This is a genomic window from Mesorhizobium sp. C268A, assembly GCF_040324475.1.
In the GTDB taxonomy this organism is placed as follows: Bacteria; Pseudomonadota; Alphaproteobacteria; order Rhizobiales; family Rhizobiaceae; genus Mesorhizobium.
In genome coordinates, this window is the sequence record NZ_JAMYVX010000001.1 from 2694195 (window position 1) to 2719374 (window position 25180).

Consider the following 25180-nt stretch of genomic DNA (forward strand, 5'->3'; position numbering starts at 1 on the left):
TCAGAGCGTCCGGGTCACCATCTCGACGCGGAAGCACTCGATGATGTCGCCGACGCGCATGTCCTCGTAGTTCTGGAAGGCCATGCCGCACTCCTGGCCGCCCGGAACTTCCGCGACTTCATCCTTGAAGCGCTTGAGGGTCTTCAGCGTACCTTCATGGATGACGACGTTGTCGCGGATCAGGCGCACGCCCGCTCCACGCTCGACCTTGCCTTCGGTGACACGGCAGCCGGCGATCTTGCCGACCTTGGTGATGTCGAAGATCTCGAGGATCTCGGCATTGCCAATGAAGGTCTCTCGGCGTTCCGGCGACAGCAGGCCGGAAAGTGCTGCCTTCACATCATCGACGAGGTTGTAGATGATCGAGTAGTAGCGGATTTCGATGCCCGCGGCCGCCGCGGCCGCACGTGCCTGCACGTTGGCACGGACGTTGAAGCCGATGATCGCGGCCCCCGAGGTCTCCGCCAGCGACACGTCGCTTTCGGTGATGGCGCCGGCGCCGGCATGAACGATGCGCGCACGCACCTCGTCGGTGCCAAGCTTGTCGAGAGCGGCGTTGATCGCCTCGATCGAACCCTGCACGTCGCCCTTGATGACCAGCGGGAATTCCTTCAACCCGCTTGTCTGCAGCTGCGACATCATCTGTTCGAGCGAGCCGCGCTGGCCGGCATGGCGAGCCACTGCCTTCTCGCGCGCCAGACGCTGGCGATATTCGGTGATCTCGCGGGCGCGGGCCTCGTTGTTGACGACAGCGAAGCGGTCGCCGGCTTGCGGCGTGCCCTGCAGGCCGAGCACCTCGACCGGCATAGCCGGCGGCGCCTCCTTGATCTGCTCGCCACGGTCGTTGACCAGAGCGCGCACCCGGCCCCACTCATTGCCGGCGACGAGGATGTCGCCCGGCATCAAAGTGCCGGTCTGCACCAGTACGGTGGCGACGGGGCCACGGCCCTTGTCGAGCTGGGCTTCGATGACCACGCCCTCGGCGGTACGGTCCGGATTGGCCTTGAGGTCGAGGATTTCGGCCTGCAGCAGGATCGCCTCGAGCAGCTTGTCGAGGTTGGTGCCCTTGGTCGCCGACACTTCGACGTCCAGCACTTCACCGCCCATCGATTCGACGAACACCTCATGGCGCAGCAGTTCCGACCGCACCTTCTGCGGATCGGCATCATGCTTGTCGATCTTGTTGATCGCCACGATGATCGGAACGCCGGCCGCCTTGGCATGGCTGATCGATTCGATGGTCTGCGGCATGACGCTGTCGTCGGCCGCCACCACCAGGATGGCGATGTCGGTCGCCTGAGCGCCGCGGGCGCGCATCGCCGTGAAGGCGGCGTGACCGGGCGTGTCGATGAAGGTGATCTTCTGACCGTTCTTCTCGACCTGGTAGGCGCCGATATGCTGGGTGATGCCGCCGGCTTCGCCGGAGACGACATTGGCATTGCGGATGGCGTCGAGCAGCGAGGTCTTGCCGTGGTCGACATGGCCCATGATGGTCACGACAGGCGGCCGCGACACCAGGTCCTCGGCATTGTCGGCAATGTTGAACAGGCCTTCCTCGATGTCGGACTCGGCGACGCGGCGGACCGTGTGGCCGAATTCGGTGGCGACCAGCTCGGCCGTGTCGGCGTCGATGATGTCGCCCGGCTTCAGGATCTGGCCCTGCTTCATGAAGTACTTGACCACATCGACAGCGCGCTCGGACATGCGCTGCGCCAGTTCCTGGATGGTGATGGTTTCAGGCAGGATCACTTCGCGCATAACCTTCTCGCGCGGCTCATTGTGCATCGCGCGCTTGAATTTTTCCTGGCGGCGACGCATCGACGACAGCGAGCGGGCGCGCGCGTCCTCGTCGGAAAGAGCCGTGTTGAGGGTCAGCTTGCCGCGACGACGGTCTTCCTCGGCCTTGGTCGGCTTGGCCGGGCGCGCCACTTCGGGCGTAACCGGACGGCGTACCGGGGCGCCGGCGGCGGTGCGCTTCGGCTTGACCTCTTCCTCGTCATCCGATGCCACAAGCTCGGCAGCCTGCGGCGCGCGGCGGCGCGCTTCTTCCTCGGCGCGGCGGCGGGACTCGGCCTCGGTCTGCAGGCGGGCTTCTTCCTCGGCCTGACGGCGCGCGGATTCCTCGCGCTCGCGCTTGCGGCGTTCCTCATCCTCGTTGCGGCGCTTGGCCTCTTCGATGGCGCGTTGGCGGTCCTCGACGTCGCGAACCTTGGAGCCTTCGAGCGCCCTGCGGCGCGCTTCCATTTCATTGCGCGACAGTTCGTTCAGCACCATGCCGCCGCGTTCGGCCGGCGGCGGCGGAGGCGGCGCCTTGGGCGCTTCCTGCACGACGGGGGCTGCCACTACCGCGGGCTTGGGCGTAAATACGGGTGCAGCCACCGGCTCCGGCTTGTCGCCGGGCATGGAGAATTTGCGCTTCTTGATCTCGACCTGGACCTGCTTGGTGCGGCCATGCGAGAAATTCTGTCGCACGACGCTCTGCTCGGTACCGGGGCGCTTCAGCGTCAAGGTCTTCTTCGGTGTAACACTCAACGTCTTGTCGTCGCCCGATTTCGTATCGCTCATTCCATATCCTCTGCAGCATCATCTTCGTCAGCAACGGCCGCAAGCATTGCCAGATCGTCGGGGGTTCCGCCCCGATATCGGTCGAGCGCAACCATGCGCCTCTCAACCGCCTTGCCCGCGTCTCCCGCGAGAACGGCAGCATGTATCACATTTGTACCCCCCAATGCCAAGCTCAACTCGGCCTCGGAGAAAAGTTTGTAGGCAAGGACTGCCGGCCCGCCGAGGTGGACAGTTGCCCGCCGCGCCTGACTGATCTTGCGCACGCCATCGTCGGATGCCTCGGTCGCGTGGAGCACGAAAAGCGCCAACCCCGAGCGCACCGCGCTCTCGACCTTGGTTGCGCCGAGTGCGATCGAGCCAGCCTTGCGGGCAAGGCCAAGCATACCCAAAGCGGATCGTGCAAGCAGTCCGTCGACCATGCCGCCGAGATCGGGCGGCACGACGACCTGCGCCTTGAAGGCGCGGGCAAACAGGTTCTTCGCCGCCGCCTTGTCGATATGTAGGCGGTCGGCGCTCACCCAACAACCACGGCCGGGCAGATTTCTCTTCAGGTCAGGAACGACGGCCGAATCCGGGCCGACGACGAAACGGATCAGCTCATCCGGCTCGGCTTGCTTGCGCGTGACGATGCAGGTGCGATCGTTCATCTCGTCCTGGGGCGGGTTGTGTGCGATGCGGTTTCACCTCACGCACCAACGGCTTCGTCAGCCGGGACCTGTTCGGCTGCAAGCTCGTCTTCGGTGATCCAGCCGGCCTTGAGGCGGGCTGCCAGAACCATCTGCTCGGCGTCGGCGCGCGACACGCCGTGATTGGCGAGCACACCCGGGAATACCTTGGTCTCGCCGTCCTTGCGTTCCTTCCAGCCGGTCAGGTCGTCGGCGGCATAGCCGGCGAAATCCTCGATCGTCTTCACGCCATCCTCGCCGAGCGTCACCATCATGGCGGTGGTGACGCCAGGGATCTCGCGCAGTTCGTCGGTGACGCCCAGCGCCTTGCGCTTGTCGTCATGCTCGGCTTCGATCTTCTCCAGATATTCGCGGGCGCGGGTCTGGATCTCCGAAGCGGTGTCTTCGTCGAAACCGTCGATCGAGGCGATCTCGCCCGAATCGACGTAGGCAACTTCCTCGACGCTGGTGAAGCCTTCGGAGGCCAACACCTGGCCGACCATCTCGTCGACATCAAGGGCTTCCATGAACAGCGACGAGCGTTCGACGAATTCCTTCTGGCGGCGCTCGGACTCCTCGGCCTCGGTCAGGATGTCGATGTCCCAGCCGGTGAGCTGCGAGGCAAGACGCACGTTCTGGCCGCGACGGCCGATGGCCAGCGACAGCTGGTCGTCGGGAACCACCACTTCGATGCGCTCGGCATCCTCGTCGAGCACGACCTTGGCGACTTCCGCCGGCTGCAGCGCGTTGACGATGAAGGAGGCGGCCGAAGGCGACCACGGAATGATGTCGATCTTTTCGCCCTGCAATTCGCCGACCACGGCCTGGACGCGGCTGCCGCGCATACCGACGCAGGCGCCGACCGGATCGATCGACGAGTCACGCGAAATGACGGCGATCTTGGCGCGCGAGCCTGGGTCGCGGGCGACCGACTTGATCTCGATGATGCCGTCATAGATTTCCGGCACTTCCATGGTGAAGAGCTTGGCCATGAACTGCGGATGGGTGCGCGACAGGAATATCTGCGGGCCGCGCTGTTCGCGGCGCACGTCGTAGACATAGGCGCGGACGCGGTCGCCGTACTTGTAGTTTTCGCGCGGGATCAACTCGTCGCGGCGGATAATCGCCTCGCCACGGCCGAGATCGACGATGACGTTGCCATATTCGACGCGCTTGACGGTGCCGTTGACGATCTCGCCGATGCGGTCCTTGTATTCGTCATACTGGCGGTCGCGCTCGGCCTCGCGCACTTTCTGCACGATGACCTGCTTGGCTGACTGGGCGGCGATGCGGCCGAAATCCATTGGCGGCAGCTGTTCGGCGATGAAGTCGCCAAGCTGGGCGTCCGGATTGCGCTCGCGGGCCGAGGAAATGGCGATCTGGGTGGCGTAGTCGTCGACCTTCTCGACCACTTCCATCAGCCGCTGCAGCTTCATCTCGCCGGTGTTGGCGTTGATGTCGGCGCGGATGTTGGTTTCCTGGCCGTAGCGCGAGCGCGCGGCCTTCTGGATCGCATCAGCCATGGCGGCAATGACGATCGACTTGTCGATCGACTTTTCACGCGCCACCGCGTCGGCGATCTGCAGCAGTTCAAGTCTGTTGGCGCTTACAACCATCTTATTTCTCCCGAGCTTGTTGCCGAGCTTTTAGGCCCGGCCGCTCATCATAGTTCCTGTTCGATTTCGTCTTCCGCGCCGCCTTCAGCACCTTCGGGTGCATCATCAGCTTCGCCGCGGCGTTTCTTGGCTTCCTTGCGTTCCCGGTTGTCCTTCGAAAGGGCATCGCGAATAAGGTCGTCGGTGAGGATCAGCCGCACATCGGCGATCGCGTCATAAGGAATGCGAACCGTCGGCTCTTCGCCGTAGGCGGCCTTGTCGCGCTCGAGCAGCATGTCGTCTTCGCCGGCTTCGGCGATCTTGCCCTTGAAGCGCTTGCGGTCGGCGACCGGCACCGAGGTTTCCATCTTCACCAGATGGCCGGTCCAGGTGACGAAATCCGACTTGCGTACCAGCGGCCGGTCGATGCCCGGCGACGACACTTCGAGATGATAGGCCTTCTCGATCGGGTCATCGACGTCGAGCGCCGGCGACACAGCGCGGCTGACCTCTTCGCAATCCTCGACGGTCATGGTGCCGTCCTCGCGTTCGGCCATGATCTGCAGCGTCAGGCCGTTCTGGCCCGACAGATGCACCCGCACGAGGCGGAAGCCAATGCCTCGCAACACCGGCTGAACGATCAGCGCGATGCGCGCATCGATACCGCTTTCGCGGATGATGCGGTCGTCGGCTTCGCTTGCCGTTGCAGTCATGCGGTTCCTGTCGTTCTCTGGATCAGGATGATCGTCGTCCCGAACCATCTCTTTGCTGATGGCTGACCGGCAGGTAATAAAAAAGAGCGGGACCGGGTGGACCCACTCTTCGTCATACCGACCAAGAATTTGAGGCTGATATAGACGATCCCGGCCGGTGTTTCAAGTCTGTTGACGGGCCGGGCAGAGTGCAGCCGGGGACGGCTGGCAGGATTGCGCGCGGCGCATGCCGGCTATGCGGTAACGGCCCTGTGATCCCGGATTTCACATCCCTATCTATGTTGCACTGCACAAATCAAAGATGAGCGCGCGGTGGCGCGCGAAAGGTCAAGACAATGAGCAACCGTACCGTGTTTTCCGCCATAGGCGACGCCTTTGCCCTGTTCGGCAGCGCCGTTGCCGCCTCGCGGGCCGTCGAAGCCGGCCGCAAGCCGCGCGCCAACGATCTGCGCCGGCTCGGCATGGACCCGACCGCTTTCGGCAAGATCGGCCGTTTCTGAAGCCAGACCGGCTGTTGATGCGGGACACTTTCCCGCATCGAACTATTTTCTGATGAAGGTGAGATAGGCCGGCCGTCGGCCCTCGCGAATGGCTTTCGCCTCGTAGCGTGTGCCCGGCCAGCCTTCATAGGGCCGATGCCAGTCGGCCCCACCTTGCGCCTGCCAGAGGAGCGCGCCATGCGCCCGACAGTGCAACAAGGTCCAGTTCACATAGGTGTCGATGTCGGATGCGAAGCGGAATTTTCCGCCCGGCTTCAGCACGCGCGCGAACCGATCGAGGTTGAGCGGGCTGACGAAACGCCGCTTCCAGTGCTTTTTCTTCGGCCAGGGATCGGGGTAGAGCAGATCGATGCCGTCGAGCGACGCCTGCGGCAACCAATCGAGCAGGCGCGTGGCGTCGTCATCATAAACGCGAAGATTGGCAAGCGGCTTTTCCCGCACCGCCATCATCAGCTTGGCCATGCCGTTGACGAACGGCTCGACACCGATGAAGCCGGTCGCCGGTGCCTCCGTGGCACGGTGCAGCAGATGCTCACCGCCGCCGAAGCCGATTTCCAGCCGAACCGTTGAAACATCCGCTGAGAATAGCGCGCGCAATTCTGCCGGCGCCTGGACGGAGAGGTCGAGGCCATAGGCCCCAAGACCGCTTTCCAGCGCCGCCGCCTGCTGCGGGCGAATGGTCTTGCCGTGCCGGCGGCCGAAGAACCCTTCGGTCGCGCGGCTCCGCCTGTCCTGTGGATCCATGGCCTGGTCGCGCGCCGCGCTTAGATTGAGATGAGATTTGGGATTGAGATGAGATTTGGCTGAAATCTCATCTCAATCTAATCCTTTGTTGGAGCACGATCTTTTCCAAAAAACCGGTACCCACTTTTTGGAATCATGCCTAAGCAGCGATCGCGTCCTTGAGCGCCTTGGCCAGATCGGTCTTTTCCCAGGAGAAGGACCCGTCTCGGCCGGCCTTGCGGCCGAAATGGCCGTAGGACGAGGTCTTTGCGTAGATCGGCTTGTTGAGGTCGAGATGCCTGCGGATGCCGGATGGCGACAAATCCATCACCGTGCGCAGCGCTTCCTCGAGCTTGGCCTCGTCGACCTTGCCGGTGCCGTGCAGGTCGACATAGACCGACAGCGGCTGAGCAACGCCGATGGCGTAGGACAGCTGGATGGTGCAGCGGTCGGCGAGCTTGGCCGCCACCACATTTTTGGCGAGATAGCGCGCCGCGTAGGCGGCGGAGCGGTCGACCTTGGTGGTGTCCTTGCCGGAGAAGGCGCCGCCGCCGTGCGGGGCAGCACCACCGTAGGTGTCGACGATGATCTTGCGGCCGGTCAGGCCGGCGTCGCCGTCCGGCCCACCGATGACGAACTTGCCGGTCGGGTTGATGTACCACATGCAATCGTCGGCGATCTTGAGGTCGCCGAGCGCCTCACGGATGTAAGGCTCAACGACCTTGCGGACCTTCTTGGAATCCCAGGTCGCGTCGAGATGCTGCGTCGATAGCACGATCTGAGTCGCTTCGGCGGCCTTGCCATCGACATAGCGAACGGTGACCTGGCTCTTGGCGTCAGGCCCGAGCTTGCCGGCTTCGCCGTTGTTTTCGTGACGGGCAGCGGCGAGCAGTTCGAGAATCTTGTGGCTGTAATAGATCGGCGCCGGCATCAGGTCCGGGGTCTCGCGGCATGCATAGCCGAACATGATGCCCTGGTCGCCGGCACCCTCTTCGCCCTGGCGGTCGGCGGCGTTGTCGACTCCCTGGCCGATGTCGGGCGACTGGCCGTGCAGCAGAACCTCGATCTTTGCCGTCTTCCAGTGGAAGCCGGCCTGCTCGTAGCCGATTTCGCGGATCGCCTTGCGGGCGACCGACTTGAACTTGGCCGGGTTGACGACCGAATGCCCGGCGGCGTCCTTGAGGATGTTGCCGGCTTTGTCCCGCTTCAGCAGAGTATCGGGAACCCTTACTTCGCCGGCGATGACGACGCGGTTGGTGGTTGCGAGCGTCTCGCAGGCGACGCGGACTTTCCATGGGTCCATGCCGGTCTTCTTGGCCTCGCGATAGACCAGATCGACGATCTCGTCCGAGATGCGGTCACAGACTTTATCGGGATGACCCTCGGCCACGGATTCCGAGGTGAAGAAGTAGTTCTGCCGCGTCACGGGTGTCCCCTCTTGAAAAAACGATCGGCAGGGCTGCCGATTTTGGCGCGCCACGTGTTAACGGTGCCGGGCGCCGCTCGTCAAGCGGTGCCGCGGTTCTGGCATGAGTGCCGCAGCAATATATCTTGTACCACCGGCGGCTTGGCGCCGCCGGCAGTCGAGCCTCTGGGCTACTCGGGCCCGGGGGATTACTGGGGCCAATGGGTCAATCGACCCACCGAATCACTCGGCATCTTCGGCAGAAAGGGACTTCACAAGGTCGATAATCCGGCGGCGCACCTTCACATCCGCGATCTTGACGAACGCGCGGTTGAGCTGAAGCCCTTCCGGACTGCCGCAGAATTCGACGGCGAAAGCCATCGAAGTGTCCTCGGCAAATCCTCTATTACCCACCGGCTCCTGCCCTGGCGCATCCTCGAAAAAGAAGGCGACAGGCACGCTGAGTATCGAGGCTATTGCCTGCAGACGGCTGGCGCCGACGCGGTTCGTTCCTTTTTCATATTTTTGGATCTGCTGAAACGTAATACCGAGATTTTCACCAAGCTTTTCCTGGCTCATTCCAAGCATATTGCGCCGAAGGCGGACGCGACTTCCGACATGGATGTCGATCGGATTCGGTTTCTTCTTGTTTTCTTCTGTCATTTTTTCCTCGCCGAATTTTTCCGGCCTTTTCTATTTTTCTCGCCCAAACGAAGCCGGAGCCAACTGCCCCAACAGAAACACCAACCGACTTCGAGAAAATTAGGCGGTAACAGTATGAGTTTCTAATGTGTCGACTGTCAATTCACCCGTAGCCGTTGCCTTACGTTCAAGCTGAGGGCGATTGCGGCAAACACCAACATGATCAGCATTCCGTTAATGCGCCGCCCCGCGGCGGAGATGAAGGCTTGGCCGGAGATCGGCACCCGCACGTCGATGGCGCCACGTGCATCGACCGCCAATGCGTCGACGATGCGTCCCCGCGTATCGACAACGGCGGAAATGCCGTTGTTGGCGGCGCGCAACAGCGGCAATCCGTTTTCCACCGCGCGAATCTGAGCCTGCCTGAAATGCTGGTACGGCCCGGGCGTGTCGCCGAACCATGCGTCGTTGGTGACGTTCACAATAAGCTGGGATGACGTTGCGTCAACAGCCACAAGATCAGGAAAGATCACCTCGTAGCAAATAAACGGCAAGGCGCTGATCCCGCCGGGCAAAGCGATCGGATGGCGTTCGTTGCCGGCGGCGAAATTCATCGGCCCGGCGACGAGCTGTCCGATGCCGAAGCGGCTGAGCAGACCGGAGAACGGCAGATACTCGCCGAACGGCACCAGATGGACCTTGTCGACGGCATCAGCGATTTCGCCCTTGTCGTCGATCGCCACCACCGAATTGTAGTAGCGGCTGTCGGCATCCGCCACGGATCCGCGCTCCTCGCGCACAACGCCGGCAATCAGCATCTGACCAGGCTGCAGCATGTCGCCGAGCGCGGTCAGCGCTTCCGGACGCTCGGTGAACAGGAACGGTACCGAGGTCTCCGGCCACAGGATCAACTGCGGTTTGTTATGGCCGGGATCGGGCGCTGCGGCCGACAGGCCCATCATCGTGGCGAAGATGCGGTCGCGCACCGAGGCGTCCCATTTTTCGCTGAGGTCGACATCCGGTTGCACGATACGGACATCGAGAGTGCGGGTTGTCGGCTTGTCGGGGGTCGCGAGCCTGACATAGCCGAAGCCGGCATGGGCGGCGACGAGAATGGCAAGCAGGACCACACCGAGACGGACATGCCGGCGTGCTGCAAGCAAGGCCGGGATGGCGAAGACAAAGACCGCCAGCGCATTCATGCCGACCATGCCGGTCACCGACACGCTTTGCATCAACAGCGGCACGGGCATCGCCGCATAACCGACGGCATTCCAGGGAAAGCCGGTGAACAGGAAGCCGCGCAGCCATTCCGTCAGGCCAAAAGCAAAGGCAAGGCCGGCAATGCGGCCAATGTCGTTGGTCCATAACAGCCGCGCGACGACGGTGGCGAAGCCGTAGAAAAATGCCAGCGCCAAAGGAATGCCGACGACCGCGAAGGGTAAGGCCCAGGCGAAACTGTCGGCCTCGACCAGAAGCGCCTCACCGATCCACCACAGGCCGGCGAGGAAATAGCCGAAGCCGAACCACCAGCCGATGGCAAAAGCCGGCCGCAGGCGCCTGAGCCAGCCGTCGGAAGCATCGCCGGTGGCGCCGTCGAGCAGCCAGACCAGCAGTGGAAACGAGACGAAACAGACGGCGAAGAAATCGTAAGGCGCCTGGGCGAGCACCGCTAGCGCCCCGGCAAGAAACGCCACCAGCGCGCGCCGCCAGCCCCAAAGCAGAATTATCCGGCCGGCAAGGCGCTCCATACAGACTTCCCAGGTCGCGCGAATCAAGAGCCAAGATTTATCAGATTTATTGAAACGCGAACCGGCCGATCGCTGCGCTATCGGTGCCATCCCTCAATGGTTAGCCCGCTCAGTTGCTCGGCCTCCTCGCGCGGCACGGTGCGCAAGGTCTGGGTGAAGGTCCAGACATGGCCTTCGGGGTCGCGCGCCCGATACTGCCGTTCGCCGTAGAAATGGTCGGCAGGCTCCTCGACGATTTGGGCTCCAGCCGCCATTGCCCGCTCACAATGCACGTCCAGGCCGTCTTTCAGACGCACACAGACCGACTGAGTGTTCTTGCCGCCGACGCTTACCGGACTGGCAATATGATCGGCCCATTCGGAATCGACGATGATGTGCCGTCGCCAAAGCGCATTTCGGCATGGACCAGCCGTCCGTCAGCGTCGCTGACCACCATGCTCGGCTCGAAGCCGAAGGCCGTTCCGAGCCATTTCAATGCGGCTCGCGGGTCGTTGTAGAAGACACCCGAGCCAAAGGTTGAGTGCTTGAAGGGATCGTCGATCGTCATCGGCCGGGCAACGTTCTGTCCTAGGCCTGCTCGGTGCGGGGGGCGGTCACGCGGCGGCGACGCTCGCCCTTCTGGTTCTGGACGATGCGCACCCGCTTGACGCGGCGCGGATCGGCGTCGAGCACGTGGAATTCGAAGCCGGGGATGGCTTGCACAACCTCACCACGCGCGGGCACGCGGCCCAGCGTGTTGAAAATCATGCCGCCGATCGTGTCGACATATTCACCATGCTCACCGGCGGTAAAGTCCTCGCCGATCATCTTGGCGACCTCGTCGATCTCGGCCTTGCCGTCGACTACGAACACGCCCTCGCCGGTCTGGGTGATCAGCGGCTCGTCCTCGTCATGCTCGTCCTCGATATCGCCGACGACCATCTCGACGATGTCTTCCAGCGAGGCGAGACCATCGGTGCCGCCATATTCGTCGATGACCAGCGCCATCTGGGTTCGCGTCGTCTGCATATGGCCCATCAGGTCGGAGGCAAGCATCGAGGGCGGCACGAACAGCACCGGGCGGATCAGATTGAGGTCGCCGATGGTGCGGCCGAGATCGACCTGGGCGAGGTCGAGAAGCGTCGTTGCCGGCGTCTTCCTGGATGTTCTGCCCTTCTTGACCCGGGCGACCTTGGTGATGTGGGCCAGCACGTCGCGGATGTGAACCATGCCGCGCGGATCGTCGAGCGTCTCGGAATAGACCGGCATGCGGGAATGGCCGGACTGCTCGAACAGACCGAGCAGATCGCCCAACGTCGTGGTGATCTCGACGGCCTCAATATCGGCGCGCGGCACCATGACGTCCTCGACGCGTACCTCGCGCAGGCGCAATATGTTGTTGAGCATGGCGCGTTCGCCGGGCGAGAAAGACCCGGCATCGCTGGTCGTTTCGGCAAGCGCGCCGGCGATTTCCTCGCGCAGGCTGGTGCCGTTCCGCTGCCTGAAAAGGCCCAAGACGCGGTCGAACAGGGACGGACCGGCAGGCGATGGCTCGCTGGCAATACTACCAGAAGCGGGGCTGCCGGAACTGGGACTCGGACTCGATCCCTCTTCCGTCGTATCGGAAGGCTTTGTCGCACTGCCAGCCTCGGGGCGGGCGGCAGTTTCTGGTTTGTCGTTCATCGTCGTCCGGTCAATTGGTCTTTTGTCATTACGTGTAGGGATCGGGAATGGCAAGCCTTGCGAGCGCTGAGCGCTCGATGGCTTCCATCTCCTCGGCCTCTGCATCGGTCTCGTGATCGTAGCCCAGCAAATGCAGCAGGCCGTGGATGACGAGATGGGTGATATGGTTCTCGAAGGGCTTGTCTTCCAGGGCTGCTTCGCGCGCCACCGTCTCGGCGGCCAGCACGATGTCACCCAGCATGGGCGGCAGCTTGCCACCCCTGGGGAACGGAAAAGCAGGGAAAGACAAGACGTTGGTCGCCTTGTCCTTGCCGCGCCAGCCGGCATTGAGGGTACGGATATGGGCATCGTCGGAAAAGACGATGCTGAGTTCGGAAGGACCGGCAGCAGCGGTTTCGGCAAAGGCAGCCGACACGGCGCGATTGACCAGACGCGTCAGCGCCGCCTCATCGGGCCAGTCGCCGGCCCCGACCGACATATCGATCTCGACGGGAACCGAACTATCCCCGCCGCCAGGTCTTATGTCTTCAGGCATGAGCCCGCATCGTCACATCAGCTCTCGGCGCCGAGGCCCCGCGCCAGCTTGGCGTCGCGGTCATAGGCCCTGACGATTTCGGCCACCAGCGGGTGGCGCACAACGTCGACATCGTTGAAGCGCACGGTTACCGCGCCGGCCACGCCGTCAAGGACACGCAAGGCTTCGACGAGGCCCGACTTGGTGCTTGGAGGCAGATCGATCTGCGTCGGATCGCCGGTGACGATCATGCGCGAATTCTCGCCGAGGCGGGTCAAAAACATCTTCATCTGCATCGGCGTGGTGTTCTGCGCCTCGTCGAGGATGACGGCGGCATGCGCCAGCGTGCGGCCGCGCATGAAGGCCAGCGGCGCGATTTCGATGACCTCGGCAGCGATAGCACGTTCGACCTTGTCGGCCGGCATCATGTCGTAGAGCGCGTCATAGAGGGGCCGCAGGTACGGATCGACCTTTTCCTTCATATCGCCGGGCAGAAAACCCAGCCGCTCGCCGGCCTCGACCGCTGGGCGTGACAGGATGATGCGCTCGACCATGCCGCGTTCGAGCAGCATCGCCGCATGCGCCACCGCCAGATAGGTCTTGCCGGTGCCGGCGGGGCCAATGCCGAAGACAAGTTCCGAACGCTCCAGCGCCCGCATATAGGCGTCCTGGTTGAGCGAACGGGCATAGATCGTCTTCTTGCGGGTGGAGATCTGGGCGGCCGAAACCTTGCCCTTGCGTTCCAGCGTCGGCAGCGTCAGCTGGTCGTCGGCGGCAATCGCCATGCGCACGGCGCCATCGACGTCGGACTGGCCAATATCGGTGCCCTTCTGGAGAATGCCGTAGAGATTGTCGAGCGCGCGGCGCGCCTGCTCGGCCGCCGAGGCCGAGCCCTTGATGGTGAGCTGGTTGCCGCGCGAGCGGATGTCGACGCCGAGCTTCTGCTCGAGCCGGGCCAGGTTCTCGTCGAACTGGCCGTACAGGGCGCTGGCAAGCTTGTTGTTGTCGAAAGTCAGAACGATGTGCGCCATGTCAGAGGCCCCGGACGTCTGGTTCTGGGGCAGAGTCTTCACTTCAGCAGCGCTCAACCGTCTCTCCTCATCTGCCGAGGCCATCAAGCCAACTCGGCGAACAGGCTATTGTAGCCCGTCTTCGTGATTCGCACCCGGATAATGTCACCGATTTCGCCGGCCTTTTCATCAACAATAACCGGCTGCAGCCAGGGCGAGCGGCCGACCTTCTGGCCGGCCTGACGGCCGGGCTTCTCGATCAGCGTGTCGATGGTGCTGCCGACCAGGCCCAGGCCGAAATCCTGCTGCTGCTTGAGCAACAATGCCTGCAGCTGTTGCAAACGTTCATCCTTGACCGCTTCCGGCACGTGATCGGGCATATCGGCGCCCGGCGTGCCGGGACGCGGCGAATATTTGAACGAGAAGGCCGAGGCGTAGTTCACCTGGCGCACCAGACCCATCGTCGCCTCGAAATCCGCCTCGGTTTCGCCGGGGAAGCCGACGATGAAGTCACCGGACAGCGCGATGTCGCCGCGCGCAGCGCGGATGCGCTCGAGCAGCGCCAGATAGTCCTTGGCCGTGTGCCTGCGGTTCATCGCCTTGAGGATGCGGTCTGACCCGGATTGCACCGGCAGGTGCAGATAAGGCATCAAAGCCGGGAGATCGCGATGGGCAGCGATCAATTCGTCGTCCATGTCGCGCGGATGGCTGGTGGTGTAGCGCAGCCGCGCCAGGCCAGGAATTTCGGCCAGCCGGAACAGCAGGCGACCAAGCCCCCATTCCATGCCATCCTCACCCTTGCCGTGCCATGCATTGACGTTCTGCCCCAGCAGCGTCACCTCGCGCACACCGGCATCGGCCAGCCGCTCGGCTTCGGCGACGATCTGCGCCACCGGCCGCGACACTTCCGAGCCCCTGGTATAGGGCACGACGCAGAAGGTGCAGAATTTGTCGCAGCCTTCCTGTACCGTGAGGAAGGCGGTGACGCCGCGCTTGATCATTTCGGCACGCTTCGGCTGCGGCAGATGCTCGAACTTGTCCTCGATGGCGTATTCGGTCTCGACGATCTTTTCGCCGCCACGCACCCGGGCCAGCACATCGGGCAGCCGGTGATAGGTCTGCGGGCCGATGACCAGATCGACAGCAGGCGAACGGCGGATGATTTCCGGGCCTTCGGCCTGCGCGACGCAACCGGCGACGCCGATCAGCATTTCGCGCCCAACTGCTGCGCGTTCAGCCTTCATGTCGCGGATGCGGCCGAGCTCAGAATAGACCTTTTCCGCCGCCTTCTCCCTGATATGGCAGGTGTTGAGCAGCACCAGGTCGGCGTCGGCGATGACATCGGTCGCGGTGTAGCCGTCGGCGGCCAGCGCATCGGTCATGCGCTGTGAGTCATAGACATTCATCTGGCAGCCATAGGTCTTGACGAAGACCTTTTTGGCCGGGGCGGACGCAGCAGCAGCGCTTTGCGAGGCGCTGTCGGTTTCGTTCCGCTCTATCGTGTTCAAATCCATCCGGCGGCTTCTAACGCCTTTCCGTGACAAAAAACAGACGATTCTCGGGCATCGGCCTGTAGGCGCTCGGCCTGCGCTAGCGGCTCGGTCGGGGATCGGCGAGCGCGGCCTGCATCATGGCGCGCACCTTGCTTTCCATCATCCTCGACGTTTCCTTGCGGTTCGAGCCCTTGGAAAAGGCGATGGGCTCGCCGAAATGCACCTCGACGTCAATGGCGCCTTCGGCCATCAGCACCTTGAGATGCGGCATCAGGTCCTGATCGCCGATCCAGGCAGCGAGCGGCCGGTGGCGACGGCCGAGAGGCACGCCGTGCACCCGCGTGTAGGCAATCGCCAGCGGCTGGATGAAGACCTGCTCGGCCGCGCCTTCCGAAATCGCCATCGAGGCGGCGCCGAACAAGGTGCTCTTGAACGGCAGGATGGTGTTGCCGTCGCCGGTAGAGCCCTCGGCAAATAGCACCATAGCGTCGCCCTTGGCCATGCGGCTGGCGATCTCGCTGGCCTGGTCGCCAGCTGTCCGCTTACGCTCGCGTTCGATGAAGACCGTACGCTGCAATTTCGACAGCCAGCCGATCAGCGGCCATCCCTCCATGTCCGCCCGAGCGATGAAGGTCACATCGGCAAAGGAGCCCAGCACCATGATGTCGGTCCAGGAGATATGGTTCGAGGCGACCAGCAGCGGGCGCTGGCTGGACAGCGCACCTTTGACATGGATGCGCAGGCCGAGCGTCCGGACGATGAGGCTGTGCCAGGCCTTCAGAATGACCGTCTCGCGCCAGATTCCAGTCTTCATCGACAGCAGCTGCAAAGGCACAAGGACCAGCGAACCGATGACAACGAGGCTCAGCGCCAGGAAAATCCTGATTTTTCCGATCATGCAGCTTGGCCCTGCCCCAAAACTTTGGCTAGCGAAGATCGCGGCGCATGACAAGCGCGCCGGTAGGACCATGTTCGGTCGAGCGGTAATAATTGGCGCGGTGCCCGACCTGGCGGAAGCCCAGCCGCCGGTAGAGGGCGATGGCAGCGACATTGGTCTCGTCGACCTCAAGGAACAGCGCCTCGGCGCGCTGCGCATGCAATTCGCGCAGTACGGCGTCCATCAATTGCCAGCCGAGCCCCTGGCGGCGATGCGAGCGCGCCACCGCCACGGTCAGAATCTCGCCCTCGCCGGCTGCAAGCCTGGCCAGCACGAAGCCGACCGGCGGCTTGGCGCCCTGGCCGATTTCGCGCGCGGCATAGCCGAACACGGTTTCCTGTTCGAGCAACGCGGCGAACTCGCCATCGGTCCAGGGCCGGACGAAATCCTCGCGGTGCAGCACCGACGCTGCCGGGCTGTCGGCGATGGTCAGCGGCTCGAGCGCATAGTCCCTGCGGCGCGGCTGGAGGAAAGGGATGCGCATCACTTTTCCTGCCTCAACAGGATGAACCCGGCCTGCGCCTTGGCATCGGCGCCGCGCAGATAGAGTGGCTTCGGCTTGTCGCCCTCGCCTTTTGCAGCGGCGAGCCGGGCGTAGACGGCAATGTCGGCGGTGGCAGCCGTCGGGCCGATATCGAAATCGCGACCGGCCGCGGCTGCGATCTGCACGGCGGCCGTGCCGGCAAGCACCGGACGATTGTCCGCCGCCATTCCCGCGGCTTGCGCAAGTGTGGTCACCGCCGGACCATAGCGCAAAATCGCTTCCGCATCGTAAAGCGCGGCATGGATTTCCTCGCGGCCGGCATCGAGAGCGGCCAGGACCGGGCGGCCGGGAAATGCCGCCCTCGCCTCGGCCGCCAGCGCCTCCAGTGTCGTTACCCCGATCGCCGGGATCTTCAGCGCCAGCGCCAGGCCGCGCGCCGCCGAGACGCCCACCCGCAGGCCGGTGAAGGAACCCGGACCGATGGAAACCGCAACGGCGCCAAGGCCGGCATAATCGGTGCCGTCCGCTTTCAGCGCTTCGTCAATGACAGCCATCAGGTGTTCGGCATGGCCTTTGCCGAGATCGAGTACCGAGCGGCCAAGTTCTCTGCCGCCCGATGCGTCATAGACGCAAGCGGCGCAGAGATTGGCGGCACAGTCGATGGCGAGCAGTTTCATGGGCGACCGGTTCGAAAAACAGTCTCCCTCTGCCCGCCACGGCGCGCCGCCGCAAGAGCCAGCGCGTAAATTGTTAAGTGGCTTCGCTTCGGTGCAGGCCGGACGGCTTACGCCGCCGGCGCGATGCGCAGCATGTGGTTGTCCCAGACATAGTCGGGCTCGGAGCGCGTCGCGCCGCTGCCTTCGATGATTTCGCCAGCACCCGTGGTTGCCATGAAGCCCGGGCCGTCGGGCGCCAGGCCGCAGACCTCGACCAGCGCCTTGGTGGCGACGATCTTGCCGCTGGCGGCGTCGATGACGGCCAGCGAATTGCCTTCCGGCGAAGACACCGCGACCGTGCCGGCAATCGGGTTGGCGGCGACCGAGCCGATGTAATTCCGGAAGCCGGATAGCACGTCCTGCGGCATGTCGAGCAGCTGCAGCCCCTTGCCGCGCGTGGCGCGGCCGACCAGCGGTGGCCGCTCGGTGCCCGGCCCGCGGTACTGGCAGCCGAACCAGATGGTGCCTGTGGGGTCGGCATCCATGTGGCGAATCGACAGCTGGTGCAGAGCCGGCGGCAGTTCGTGCTTTTCGATGAGATCGCCGGTTGTGCGATCGACCAGCACATAGGACGGCTTCATGGTGGCGATGTTGAGCTCGGCGCGGCCATAGTCGGGATGGGTCTCGATGCCGCCATTGGCGATGGCGATCGTCCGGCCGTCTCCGAGCAGCAAGAGCTCATGCGGCCCCATGCCATAGGTCGGAAACTCGCCGATGCGGCTGAACTTGGCCCGTGCGTCGTAGATCCCGACGACGCCGGCGGCATTGTCGAAATTGTTTTCGGTGGCGTAAAGCAGCGCGCCGTCGGTGGAAAACACACCGTGGCCGAAGAAATGCCGACCGGTGATGCTGGCGATGGTCAGCGGCGGCTCGCGGCCGGCATGGTCGAAGACCACGGCGAAGGTGCCGGGTTGCCGGGCGAAGACCACGGAGCGCTTTGAGGCCGGATCGAAGGTGACGTCGTGGCCACGGTCGGGCAGGTCGATCGCATGCAATACTTTTCCGGCTTCCGACAACACAGCGGCGCCAAAGCTGCCGTCGCGCTTGCCGAAGGCGGTGGCAAAGACGGCATCGGCGGCAAGCGTGTCCGCCCAGGCCCGCGGCGCCATTGACGCGACGAAGCCGGCGCCGGCAGCCCTGAGAAAATCGCGGCGGTCGATCAGCGGCGTCCTCATGATCAGTCTCCGTCGAGCGAGGAGAAGCCGGCGGTCAGGCCGAACTCGGCGGTCAGCCTGGTTCCGATCAGGCCCGACAGGCTGGAGGTGATCAGCGCGAAATGCTCGAGTTTTCCGCGCTCCGCGGGATCGGCCAGCGTCTTGTCGATCGGACCCTGGATGGATTTGGCAGTGGCAACGCCATTGATGAGCTGGATATGGATGGATTCCGCCATCCATCTGCTATCCTCGGGCAGCGCGTCGCCGAGCTTCGAGGCCTGGAACAGCGCATCAATGCCGGAGAGGTTGCCGGCTAATGACAGGCCGGTGTTTTGCGACCGCCAGTAGATCGCCTGCCTTGGCTTGTCAGCCTCCGGCTTGGCGCCGAAAAAACCTTTGAGGCGCACGTCGCGGACCATTTCCAGCTCGTTGATGAAGACGCCGACCAGTTCGGTCACCGCTTCGGTGCCGTCGCGGTAAAGCGCATTGTCGGGTCCGGGATTAGCCCACGAGGCTGCAAAACCGTCCGGTTTTTTCCAGGCCGCGTCGACATCGGCCGCCATGGTCTCGATGTTCTTGGCGACTGCCGCGCCATAGGCGCAGCGATAGGGCTCGTCCTTGCCGACGAGCGTCTCGGCGCCGTCGCCGTAAAGCACGAACTCAAGCGCCCCTAATCCCTGCATCGCGACACTCTTGCCCGCCAGCTGCGCCGGATCGGTGGCGGTCGGATCCTTGCCGGCCAGCGCCGCCTGCACCTGCTTCAGGCCGATGCTCTTTCGGTCCGGCCAGTAGAGCATGCGCTCCAGCCGGTTGTTCTCCTTGATTGGCCCGAAGCCGATGATTTCAGCCGACGACCAAGCTGCGACCGTGGCCGAGAATCCGGCATGCGCGGCATCGAGGTTGCCCTGCGACGGCGCCTGGCAGAGCGCGTCCATGGCCTTCGCCAAGGTGCCGGCATGGCCATGCAGGCTGGCATAGGCGGGGCGGACAAAGCCGTCGATCGCTCTTTGGATCACGTCGGAGGCTTTCACCGAGGCCGATGCCGGGGACGCACCGAACAGAGCCAATGGGAGGAGGAGAACAGGCAAAACCCGCTTGAGCATCAGAATGACTCCAGGAATTTGATGAGAGCATCGCGGTCGGCCGTATTGGCGGCGGCAAAGCGATCGCGCGCCTTCTGCCCCTCGCCGCCATGCCACAGGATCGCTTCGGTAAGCGTGCGCGCACGCCCGTCATGCAGGAAGAAAGCGTTGCCGTTGACGGTCTTTGTCAGGCCGATGCCCCATAGCGGCGGGGTGCGCCATTCACTGCCCGTGGCATCGCCCACCGCCTGGCCGTCGGCAAGGCCAGGCCCCATGTCGTGCAGCAGAAAGTCGGAATAGGGCCAGATCAGTTGGAACGCCTGCGCCTTGTTCCCGCGCATGGTGACGAATTTCGGCGTATGGCAGGCAATGCAGCCCATCTCGTAGAACAGCTTCTTGCCGGCGAGCACGGCGGGTGCGCCGACATCGCGCCGCGCCGGCACCGCAAGGTTCTGTGAATAGAAGGTGACGAGGTCCATCACCGGTGGTGGCGCCTCGACCGGGCCGAGCCGCTTCTGCACGCCATTGGGCATGGCTAAGCAGGCCTCTTCGGCTGCGGTGCAATCGCCCCAGTGGCTGGGCTCTTCCGGCGTCGAAATGCCGATATCGCCGGCAAAGGCGTCCGCCGCCTGCTGGCGGATCGATGCGGTCTGCGCCTTCCAACCGAAGCGGCCAAGCGTCAGTTGCCCGCTGCTGAGGTCACGCACCATGTTGGGCTTGCCGGAAATGCCGTCGCGGTCGTCGGGATCGGCATGGGCAAGGATGTCGGCCGGCGCGATCTGTTCGATCAGGCCAAGGCCGATCATGGGCGGGGTCAGACGTGGCGACAGCGTGGTGCGCGGGTCAAGCGGGCCGTAGCCAAGCCCGTCGAGCGAATAGCTCGGCTTGCGCAGCGAAACGATGCTACCGTCGCCGAGCGTGACCTTTTCCTTGCGATAATCGACATACATGCGGCCTTCGCCCTTGAGGCCGGGCACCGCCAGTTCCTGCAACTGCGCGCCGTAGACCGGATCGGGGAAGTTCAGCACCTTGTGCACGGCAATCTCGGCTTTTTCCTCGGCCGTGCTCGCATCGCGCGCCAGCCGCAGGAACATCGACGTGGTGCGGCTGTCGGCGGCCGGCGGGCGGCCGCGGCCATCCTTCAAATGGCAATTCTGGCAGGCGCGCTCGTTGAACAGGGGTCCGAGACCGTCCGAGGCCTGGGTCGAGGATGGCGACGACACCCAGTTCTTGCGGAAAAGCGCATTGCCGAGCTTGAAATTGCCCTGTTCCTCGAAGGTAATGTTTTCAGAGGGTTGCGAGAAGGCGTCGCGGTCGACCTGCTTGCGCGACGTGCCGGCGCCGCCTTGCATCGTTTCGAAGGATTCGGGCTTGGAGAAATCCTGGGTTGGCCTGGTAACTGCAAGGACGCGGGCCTGGTCCTTCGGCGTCAGGTCGGTGCGGCTCGTGGCGAGGCCGACCGGTTCCGACGATCCGGCCAGGGCCGGGGCCAAAATTGCCGCCAGGGTTACAACCGAAAGCCCGCGAAAGGCCTGATATCGCGGGTTTTTGAGGAGCAGCGGGCCGGCGGCCCGCCGCAAGCGGCGCAGAATATCTATGGGGCGCCGCATTCCTGCATGGTCCTATTCCGCCTCGTCCGCCGATGCGGCGTTGAGCTGGCCGTATTTTTCCTCGCCGATCGAGGCAAGGAGGTCGAGCTGCGTCTCGAGGAAGTCGATGTGACCTTCCTCATCCGCCAGCAATTCCTCGAACAGCTTCATCGTCACGTAGTCGCCGGCTTCGTTGCAGATCTCGCGCGAACGCTTGTAGGCGGTGCGTGCGTCATATTCGCCGGCGAGATCGGATTCGAGCACTTCCTTGACGTTCTGGCCGATGCGCAACGGCGCCACGGACTGCAAATTGGGATGCCCTTCGAGGAAGATGATACGGGCCACCAGCCGGTCGGCATGGTGCATCTCCTCGATCGATTCGGCGCGTTCCTTCTTTGCCAGCTTGGCATATCCCCAATCTTCGAGCAGGCGGAAATGCACCCAGTATTGATTGACGGCGCCAAGCTCCAGGAACAGAGCCTCGTTAAGCCGCTCGATGATCTGCGGTTCGCCTTTCATGGATTCTGCTCCCATATTGGACGCGCAGGCCTCTGACGCGATCCAGGTGTGAAACGATGTCCACGCCGCTCGCCTCCGAACGGGTGTGGTAATTTTCGGTGACCCGAATGATCGTTTCGACCACATTTGGGAAGCAGCCGCAACAGCGACCGCGCTTTTGCATCGTGTGATAGACCTTCGCCGGCACGATCAGTTGCCAGGGGTCCTGATCCAGCAGATCGACGATCGTCTGCTCAATCTCCTTTTCGGTGATGATGTTGCAATGGCAGATCAGCATGGATTGGCTCTGGCTGACGGCGCCCCTCCGCGCCGTTTGGCTGGTAGTTGGTTGGGGTGCTACTTGAACACCTTGTCCGGTGCGTCGAGGCTGTCGGACCCCTCGAAGGCTATGTTGTTCAGGTTCAGCGCGCCGACGGCGCGTTCGATCGACTTGGTCTGGTCGACCAGCGCGTCGATTGCCGCCTGCACGGTAGCATTGCCTTCGGTGTTGCCCTCGGCGATCTGCTGGTCGTAGGCCTCGCCGGCCACTTCCCGCGCCTTGATCGCCTCCATCTTGGCGACCGAGACATCGAGCTTGTCGGACAGTTCCTTGTCGATCGCCGGATCGGCCGCCTTGACCATATCGTGCACCGACGGGCCTGAAACGACGGTGCCGTCGATGCGCGTGTAGCTGGCGAGATAGGCGGCGCGGATGCCGATGGCGTCATAGAGATGCGAGTTGTAGGTATTATCCGAGAAGCAGTCGTGCTCCTCTTCGGGATCGTGCAGCAGCAGGCCGAGTTTCATGCGCTCCCCGGCCAGTTCGCCGTAGGACAGCGAGCCCATGCCGTTGAAGATCACCGAGATAGCGGTGTTCGGCTGGCCATCGACGAGGTTCTTGCGGGCGGCGCCGTCTTCCTTCCAGTTGCCGACCATCTCCTGCAGGTCGGAGACCAGAAGATCGCTGGCCGACTTCAGATACTCGGCCCGGCGATCGCAATTGCCGCCGGTGCAGTTCTTGAGGTCGTAGTCGGTGTACGGACGCTCGCCGGCGCCCGGGCCGGTGCCGTGCAAATCCTGGCCCCAGAGCAGGAATTCGATGGCGTGATAACCGGTGGCGACATTGGCCTCGATGCCGCCGGCCTCCTGCAGCGTGCCGGCGAGGAACTCCGGCGAAAGCTTCGAGGCGTCGACCTTCTTGCCGTCGATCTCGATGTCCTTGTTGGCGATGACATTGGCGGTGTAGAGCGCGTTGGCGTCGGACTCGGTGCCGTAGCTCTTGGCGACGTAGTCGATCAGGCCTTCGTCGAGCGGCCAGGAGTTCACCTTGCCTTCCCAGTCGTCGACGATCTTGTTGCCGAAGCGGTAGACCTCGGTCTGCTGGTAGGGCACGCGCGACGCCTTCCAGGCATCGCGGGCGGCATTCAGCGTGTCCGCCGACGGGTTGGCAAGCAGCGCGTCGACAGCCTTGTCGAGCGCCTGCGCCGTGGTCAGCGAATCCTCGTACTTGGCCAGCGCGATGTCGGAATAGGTCTTGATGACCGCCTTGGCATCGATCTCCGCCGCCTTGGCCGGCAGGATGAAAACCGCCGCCGTCAACATAGCCGTGGCACCGATCGCAGCCAGTCTGCCGCCATATCGCGCTGTCATCATCAGTCTCCAGTTCAAAGGGGATTCGGTAAAAGGCGCGCGTGCCAAACGGTGCCGGGACATAGGCATGCCGTAGGACACCACAGATGCCGCGCCGCTCTGCGGCTCACGGGAGAAAGACACCAAATGCCTCCAATCGAACGGGTTCAAGGCCCAAACATCAAAGGGATGCGCTGACGCGCGAGCCTCCATAAAACGATGGCGAGGCCGGAAGTCAACTGGTGAACCCTAGAAAATTCAATTGAAACAACAGTTTAGAATTATTCTAAACTAGGACTGTCAACTTTAAATCGTATAGCCAGCAGCCAAGATGAGAGACGGCGCGATTGACAAGCGACCGTTCCGGGTGCGACCCGGACCGGGGCTCTTGCGACGGCGGCAGACAATCGCCATCTGGCGGAACGGCTCACAATCAAAGCATGATGTCGTCCGAAAACCGCTTCACACTTTCGGCATCATGCTCCAGATTTGAAACAGGAATTCGGTTTGCGATGAAGAACGGGGTCGTCATTCTCGGTGCGGGTCATGCGGGCGTGCAAGCGGCCGCCAGCCTGCGCGAGGAAGGCTATGACGGGCCTGTCGTACTGATCGGCGACGAAACCGATCTGCCCTATCACAAGCCACCGCTGTCGAAGACCTTCATCAAGGACGCCGATGCCAAGCCGCAACCCTTGCGCGGCGAGGCCTTTTACACCGGCAGCGCCATCGACTTCAGGCCGGGCGTCCGAATCGACAGCATCGATACGGCAGGCCGCAAGCTGGACATAGCAGGCGGCGGCGTGCTGCCGTTCGACCGGCTCATCCTGGCCACCGGTTCGCGGCCGCGGCTCCTGCCGCTGCCGGGCGCCGACCTCTCGGGCGTGCTGTCGCTGCGCTCGATCGCCGATGCGCGGCTGATCCGCCAGCTCAGCGCCCAAAGCGAAGACGTGGTCATCCTCGGCGGCGGCTTCATCGGGCTGGAGATCGCGGCTACGCTGAGGGCCGCCGGCCGCAACGTCACCCTGGTCGAGGCTGTCGACCGGCTGCTTGGCCGCGCCGTGGCGCCGGTGGTGGCGAGCCATGTCCGCCAACGGCTGGAGGCGATCGGCGTGCGTATCCTCACCGGCACCACCATTGCCAGGCTGGAAGGGGAAAACGGCCATGTCTGCGCTGCCATCACCTCCACCGACGAAAGGCTGCCCGCGCGCATGGTCATCGTCGGCATCGGCGCCGTGCCGAATGTCGAACTTGCTCAGGCTGCCGGACTGACTGTCGCCAATGGCATCCGCGTCGACCAACAGATGCGCACCTCAGTGCCTGATATTCTGGCCATCGGCGACGCCGCTTCCTACCGCCACTGGTCGACCGGCGGCGACGTGCGGCTGGAATCGGTGCAGAACGCCACCGACCAGGCGCGGCTTGCCGCACGCACGATCACCGGCCATACGGACGCCTATGCGGCGGTGCCGTGGTTCTGGTCTGACATCGGCGACATGAAACTGCAGATGGTCGGGCTGACCTCGGGCGGCGACAGCCATGTCGTGCTGGGCGACCTCGCTGAGAACAAGTTCTCGATCTACCACTATGCTGGAAGCCGGCTGCTCGGCATCGAATCCGTCAACAGGCCGGGCGACCATATGCTGGGCCGCAAGATGCTCGGGGCCGGGTTTTCGCCGATGGCGCAGACTGTTGCGGAAGGGCCTGATGGGCTGAAGGCGGCGCTGGCCGCGTTCCAGCAGGATGAGCCGGCACGGGCTGCGGGCTAGACGCACTTACCCTCCCCCTTGTGGGGAGGGTAAGTGCGAAGCAGCGGGGTTGGGGTCGGCGCGAGGCCCCCACCCGGACCTGCGGTC

The 25180-nt window shown here is 63.6% G+C and carries 23 protein-coding genes and 1 pseudogene; 2 read left to right on the top strand and 22 right to left on the bottom strand.

Annotation, left to right across the window (positions count from 1 at the left end):
* Genes infB through rimP form a run of 4 tightly spaced genes read right to left on the bottom strand, consistent with a single transcriptional unit; the run spans position 1 to position 5538 of the window.
* Positions 1 to 2565: a translation initiation factor IF-2 gene (gene infB / locus NKL06_RS13045; RefSeq protein WP_023669557.1), complete on the bottom strand. Its 2565-nt coding sequence runs from the start codon at positions 2563 to 2565 to the stop codon at positions 1 to 3.
* The gene (locus NKL06_RS13050) at positions 2562 to 3212 is read right to left on the bottom strand and encodes an RNA-binding protein (protein ID WP_023669556.1); all 651 of its coding nucleotides are present in this window, start codon (positions 3210 to 3212) and stop codon (positions 2562 to 2564) included. The genes infB and NKL06_RS13050 overlap by 4 nt, the downstream gene beginning before the upstream one ends.
* Before the next feature lie 38 nt (positions 3213 to 3250).
* Positions 3251 to 4846, bottom strand: a complete 1596-nt coding sequence (gene nusA / locus NKL06_RS13055) for a transcription termination factor NusA (RefSeq protein ID WP_023669555.1) — start codon at positions 4844 to 4846, stop codon at positions 3251 to 3253.
* A 47-nt stretch (positions 4847 to 4893) separates the two neighbouring features.
* Positions 4894 to 5538 carry a ribosome maturation factor RimP gene (gene rimP / locus NKL06_RS13060; RefSeq protein WP_023669554.1) on the bottom strand — a complete coding sequence of 215 codons (645 nt, stop codon included), beginning with the start codon at positions 5536 to 5538 and terminating at the stop codon, positions 4894 to 4896.
* 335 nt (positions 5539 to 5873) lie between these two features.
* Here rimP and NKL06_RS13065 point away from each other — a divergent pair, with 335 nt between their 5' ends.
* The gene (locus tag NKL06_RS13065) at positions 5874 to 6038 is read left to right on the top strand and encodes a hypothetical protein (RefSeq protein WP_023669553.1); all 165 of its coding nucleotides are present in this window, start codon (positions 5874 to 5876) and stop codon (positions 6036 to 6038) included.
* 42 nt (positions 6039 to 6080) lie between these two features.
* Here the strand turns inward: NKL06_RS13065 and trmB are convergent, their stop codons facing one another.
* From trmB to NKL06_RS13155, 18 genes and pseudogenes are all read right to left on the bottom strand, one after another.
* A complete protein-coding gene (gene trmB, locus NKL06_RS13070; protein WP_023688742.1) occupies positions 6081 to 6782 on the bottom strand; it encodes a tRNA (guanine(46)-N(7))-methyltransferase TrmB in 702 nt (233 codons plus the stop codon).
* Positions 6783 to 6921: 139 nt separating this feature from the next.
* Entirely contained in the window at positions 6922 to 8187 is a 1266-nt protein-coding gene (metK, locus tag NKL06_RS13075) for a methionine adenosyltransferase (RefSeq protein WP_023669551.1), read from the bottom strand.
* Positions 8188 to 8409: 222 nt separating this feature from the next.
* Entirely contained in the window at positions 8410 to 8829 is a 420-nt protein-coding gene (locus NKL06_RS13080) for a helix-turn-helix domain-containing protein (protein ID WP_023669550.1), read from the bottom strand.
* A gap of 137 nt (positions 8830 to 8966) precedes the next feature.
* Complete coding sequence (lnt, locus tag NKL06_RS13085) at positions 8967 to 10559, bottom strand: apolipoprotein N-acyltransferase (protein WP_023692586.1); 1593 nt, start codon at positions 10557 to 10559, stop codon at positions 8967 to 8969.
* Between the two features lie 77 nt (positions 10560 to 10636).
* Positions 10637 to 11106, bottom strand: a pseudogene (locus NKL06_RS13090) (VOC family protein).
* A gap of 20 nt (positions 11107 to 11126) precedes the next feature.
* Positions 11127 to 12221 carry a hemolysin family protein gene (locus tag NKL06_RS13095; RefSeq protein WP_023682011.1) on the bottom strand — a complete coding sequence of 365 codons (1095 nt, stop codon included), beginning with the start codon at positions 12219 to 12221 and terminating at the stop codon, positions 11127 to 11129.
* 28 nt (positions 12222 to 12249) lie between these two features.
* Complete coding sequence (ybeY, locus tag NKL06_RS13100) at positions 12250 to 12756, bottom strand: rRNA maturation RNase YbeY (RefSeq protein ID WP_023692587.1); 507 nt, start codon at positions 12754 to 12756, stop codon at positions 12250 to 12252.
* Between the two features lie 17 nt (positions 12757 to 12773).
* A complete protein-coding gene (locus tag NKL06_RS13105; RefSeq protein ID WP_027049340.1) occupies positions 12774 to 13766 on the bottom strand; it encodes a PhoH family protein in 993 nt (330 codons plus the stop codon).
* Between the two features lie 83 nt (positions 13767 to 13849).
* The gene (gene miaB / locus NKL06_RS13110; RefSeq protein WP_023669544.1) at positions 13850 to 15259 is read right to left on the bottom strand and encodes a tRNA (N6-isopentenyl adenosine(37)-C2)-methylthiotransferase MiaB; all 1410 of its coding nucleotides are present in this window, start codon (positions 15257 to 15259) and stop codon (positions 13850 to 13852) included.
* A 76-nt stretch (positions 15260 to 15335) separates the two neighbouring features.
* Positions 15336 to 16136 (bottom strand): lyso-ornithine lipid O-acyltransferase, encoded by an 801-nt coding sequence (gene olsA, locus NKL06_RS13115; RefSeq protein ID WP_023669543.1) that lies wholly within the window; start codon positions 16134 to 16136, stop codon positions 15336 to 15338.
* Between the two features lie 28 nt (positions 16137 to 16164).
* A complete protein-coding gene (gene rimI, locus NKL06_RS13120; RefSeq protein ID WP_023669542.1) occupies positions 16165 to 16659 on the bottom strand; it encodes a ribosomal protein S18-alanine N-acetyltransferase in 495 nt (164 codons plus the stop codon).
* Entirely contained in the window at positions 16659 to 17336 is a 678-nt protein-coding gene (gene tsaB / locus NKL06_RS13125; protein WP_023669541.1) for a tRNA (adenosine(37)-N6)-threonylcarbamoyltransferase complex dimerization subunit type 1 TsaB, read from the bottom strand. Before tsaB ends, rimI begins: the two co-directional genes overlap by 1 nt.
* 107 nt (positions 17337 to 17443) lie before the next feature.
* Positions 17444 to 18550 carry a DUF1513 domain-containing protein gene (locus tag NKL06_RS13130; protein WP_023692588.1) on the bottom strand — a complete coding sequence of 369 codons (1107 nt, stop codon included), beginning with the start codon at positions 18548 to 18550 and terminating at the stop codon, positions 17444 to 17446.
* Between the two features lie 2 nt (positions 18551 to 18552).
* Positions 18553 to 19632 carry an imelysin family protein gene (locus NKL06_RS13135; protein WP_023692589.1) on the bottom strand — a complete coding sequence of 360 codons (1080 nt, stop codon included), beginning with the start codon at positions 19630 to 19632 and terminating at the stop codon, positions 18553 to 18555.
* Positions 19632 to 21221: a di-heme oxidoreductase family protein gene (locus tag NKL06_RS13140; protein WP_023692590.1), complete on the bottom strand. Its 1590-nt coding sequence runs from the start codon at positions 21219 to 21221 to the stop codon at positions 19632 to 19634. Before NKL06_RS13140 ends, NKL06_RS13135 begins: the two co-directional genes overlap by 1 nt.
* Before the next feature lie 12 nt (positions 21222 to 21233).
* Positions 21234 to 21719 (bottom strand): bacterioferritin, encoded by a 486-nt coding sequence (bfr, locus tag NKL06_RS13145; protein WP_023669537.1) that lies wholly within the window; start codon positions 21717 to 21719, stop codon positions 21234 to 21236.
* Positions 21685 to 21996, bottom strand: a complete 312-nt coding sequence (locus NKL06_RS13150) for a (2Fe-2S)-binding protein (protein ID WP_023669536.1) — start codon at positions 21994 to 21996, stop codon at positions 21685 to 21687. The genes bfr and NKL06_RS13150 overlap by 35 nt, the downstream gene beginning before the upstream one ends.
* A 59-nt stretch (positions 21997 to 22055) precedes the next feature.
* Positions 22056 to 23348, bottom strand: a complete 1293-nt coding sequence (locus tag NKL06_RS13155) for an imelysin family protein (protein WP_023692591.1) — start codon at positions 23346 to 23348, stop codon at positions 22056 to 22058.
* Positions 23349 to 23839: 491 nt separating this feature from the next.
* Between NKL06_RS13155 and NKL06_RS13160 the strand changes: the two genes are divergently transcribed.
* Positions 23840 to 25093, top strand: coding sequence for an NAD(P)/FAD-dependent oxidoreductase (locus tag NKL06_RS13160; protein ID WP_286461320.1), 1254 nt, complete (start codon positions 23840 to 23842; stop codon positions 25091 to 25093).
* The last annotated feature ends 87 nt before the right edge of the window (positions 25094 to 25180 follow it).

Excerpts from the sequence above, each read along its gene's own strand:
- infB (WP_023669557.1), bottom strand. The coding sequence starts at position 2,565 with ATGAGCGATACGAAATCGGGCGACGACAAGACGTTGAGTGTTACACCG.
- NKL06_RS13050 (WP_023669556.1), bottom strand. The coding sequence starts at position 3,212 with ATGAACGATCGCACCTGCATCGTCACGCGCAAGCAAGCCGAGCCGGAT.
- nusA (WP_023669555.1), bottom strand. The coding sequence starts at position 4,846 with ATGGTTGTAAGCGCCAACAGACTTGAACTGCTGCAGATCGCCGACGCG.
- rimP (WP_023669554.1), bottom strand. The coding sequence starts at position 5,538 with ATGACTGCAACGGCAAGCGAAGCCGACGACCGCATCATCCGCGAAAGC.
- NKL06_RS13065 (WP_023669553.1), top strand. The coding sequence starts at position 5,874 with ATGAGCAACCGTACCGTGTTTTCCGCCATAGGCGACGCCTTTGCCCTG.
- trmB (WP_023688742.1), bottom strand. The coding sequence starts at position 6,782 with ATGGATCCACAGGACAGGCGGAGCCGCGCGACCGAAGGGTTCTTCGGC.
- NKL06_RS13080 (WP_023669550.1), bottom strand. The coding sequence starts at position 8,829 with ATGACAGAAGAAAACAAGAAGAAACCGAATCCGATCGACATCCATGTC.
- lnt (WP_023692586.1), bottom strand. The coding sequence starts at position 10,559 with ATGGAGCGCCTTGCCGGCCGGATAATTCTGCTTTGGGGCTGGCGGCGC.
- NKL06_RS13095 (WP_023682011.1), bottom strand. The coding sequence starts at position 12,221 with ATGAACGACAAACCAGAAACTGCCGCCCGCCCCGAGGCTGGCAGTGCG.
- ybeY (WP_023692587.1), bottom strand. The coding sequence starts at position 12,756 with ATGCCTGAAGACATAAGACCTGGCGGCGGGGATAGTTCGGTTCCCGTC.
- NKL06_RS13105 (WP_027049340.1), bottom strand. The coding sequence starts at position 13,766 with ATGGCGCACATCGTTCTGACTTTCGACAACAACAAGCTTGCCAGCGCC.
- miaB (WP_023669544.1), bottom strand. The coding sequence starts at position 15,259 with ATGGATTTGAACACGATAGAGCGGAACGAAACCGACAGCGCCTCGCAA.
- olsA (WP_023669543.1), bottom strand. The coding sequence starts at position 16,136 with ATGATCGGAAAAATCAGGATTTTCCTGGCGCTGAGCCTCGTTGTCATC.
- rimI (WP_023669542.1), bottom strand. The coding sequence starts at position 16,659 with ATGCGCATCCCTTTCCTCCAGCCGCGCCGCAGGGACTATGCGCTCGAG.
- tsaB (WP_023669541.1), bottom strand. The coding sequence starts at position 17,336 with ATGAAACTGCTCGCCATCGACTGTGCCGCCAATCTCTGCGCCGCTTGC.
- NKL06_RS13130 (WP_023692588.1), bottom strand. The coding sequence starts at position 18,550 with ATGAGGACGCCGCTGATCGACCGCCGCGATTTTCTCAGGGCTGCCGGC.
- NKL06_RS13135 (WP_023692589.1), bottom strand. The coding sequence starts at position 19,632 with ATGCTCAAGCGGGTTTTGCCTGTTCTCCTCCTCCCATTGGCTCTGTTC.
- NKL06_RS13140 (WP_023692590.1), bottom strand. The coding sequence starts at position 21,221 with ATGCGGCGCCCCATAGATATTCTGCGCCGCTTGCGGCGGGCCGCCGGC.
- bfr (WP_023669537.1), bottom strand. The coding sequence starts at position 21,719 with ATGAAAGGCGAACCGCAGATCATCGAGCGGCTTAACGAGGCTCTGTTC.
- NKL06_RS13150 (WP_023669536.1), bottom strand. The coding sequence starts at position 21,996 with ATGCTGATCTGCCATTGCAACATCATCACCGAAAAGGAGATTGAGCAG.
- NKL06_RS13155 (WP_023692591.1), bottom strand. The coding sequence starts at position 23,348 with ATGACAGCGCGATATGGCGGCAGACTGGCTGCGATCGGTGCCACGGCT.
- NKL06_RS13160 (WP_286461320.1), top strand. The coding sequence starts at position 23,840 with ATGAAGAACGGGGTCGTCATTCTCGGTGCGGGTCATGCGGGCGTGCAA.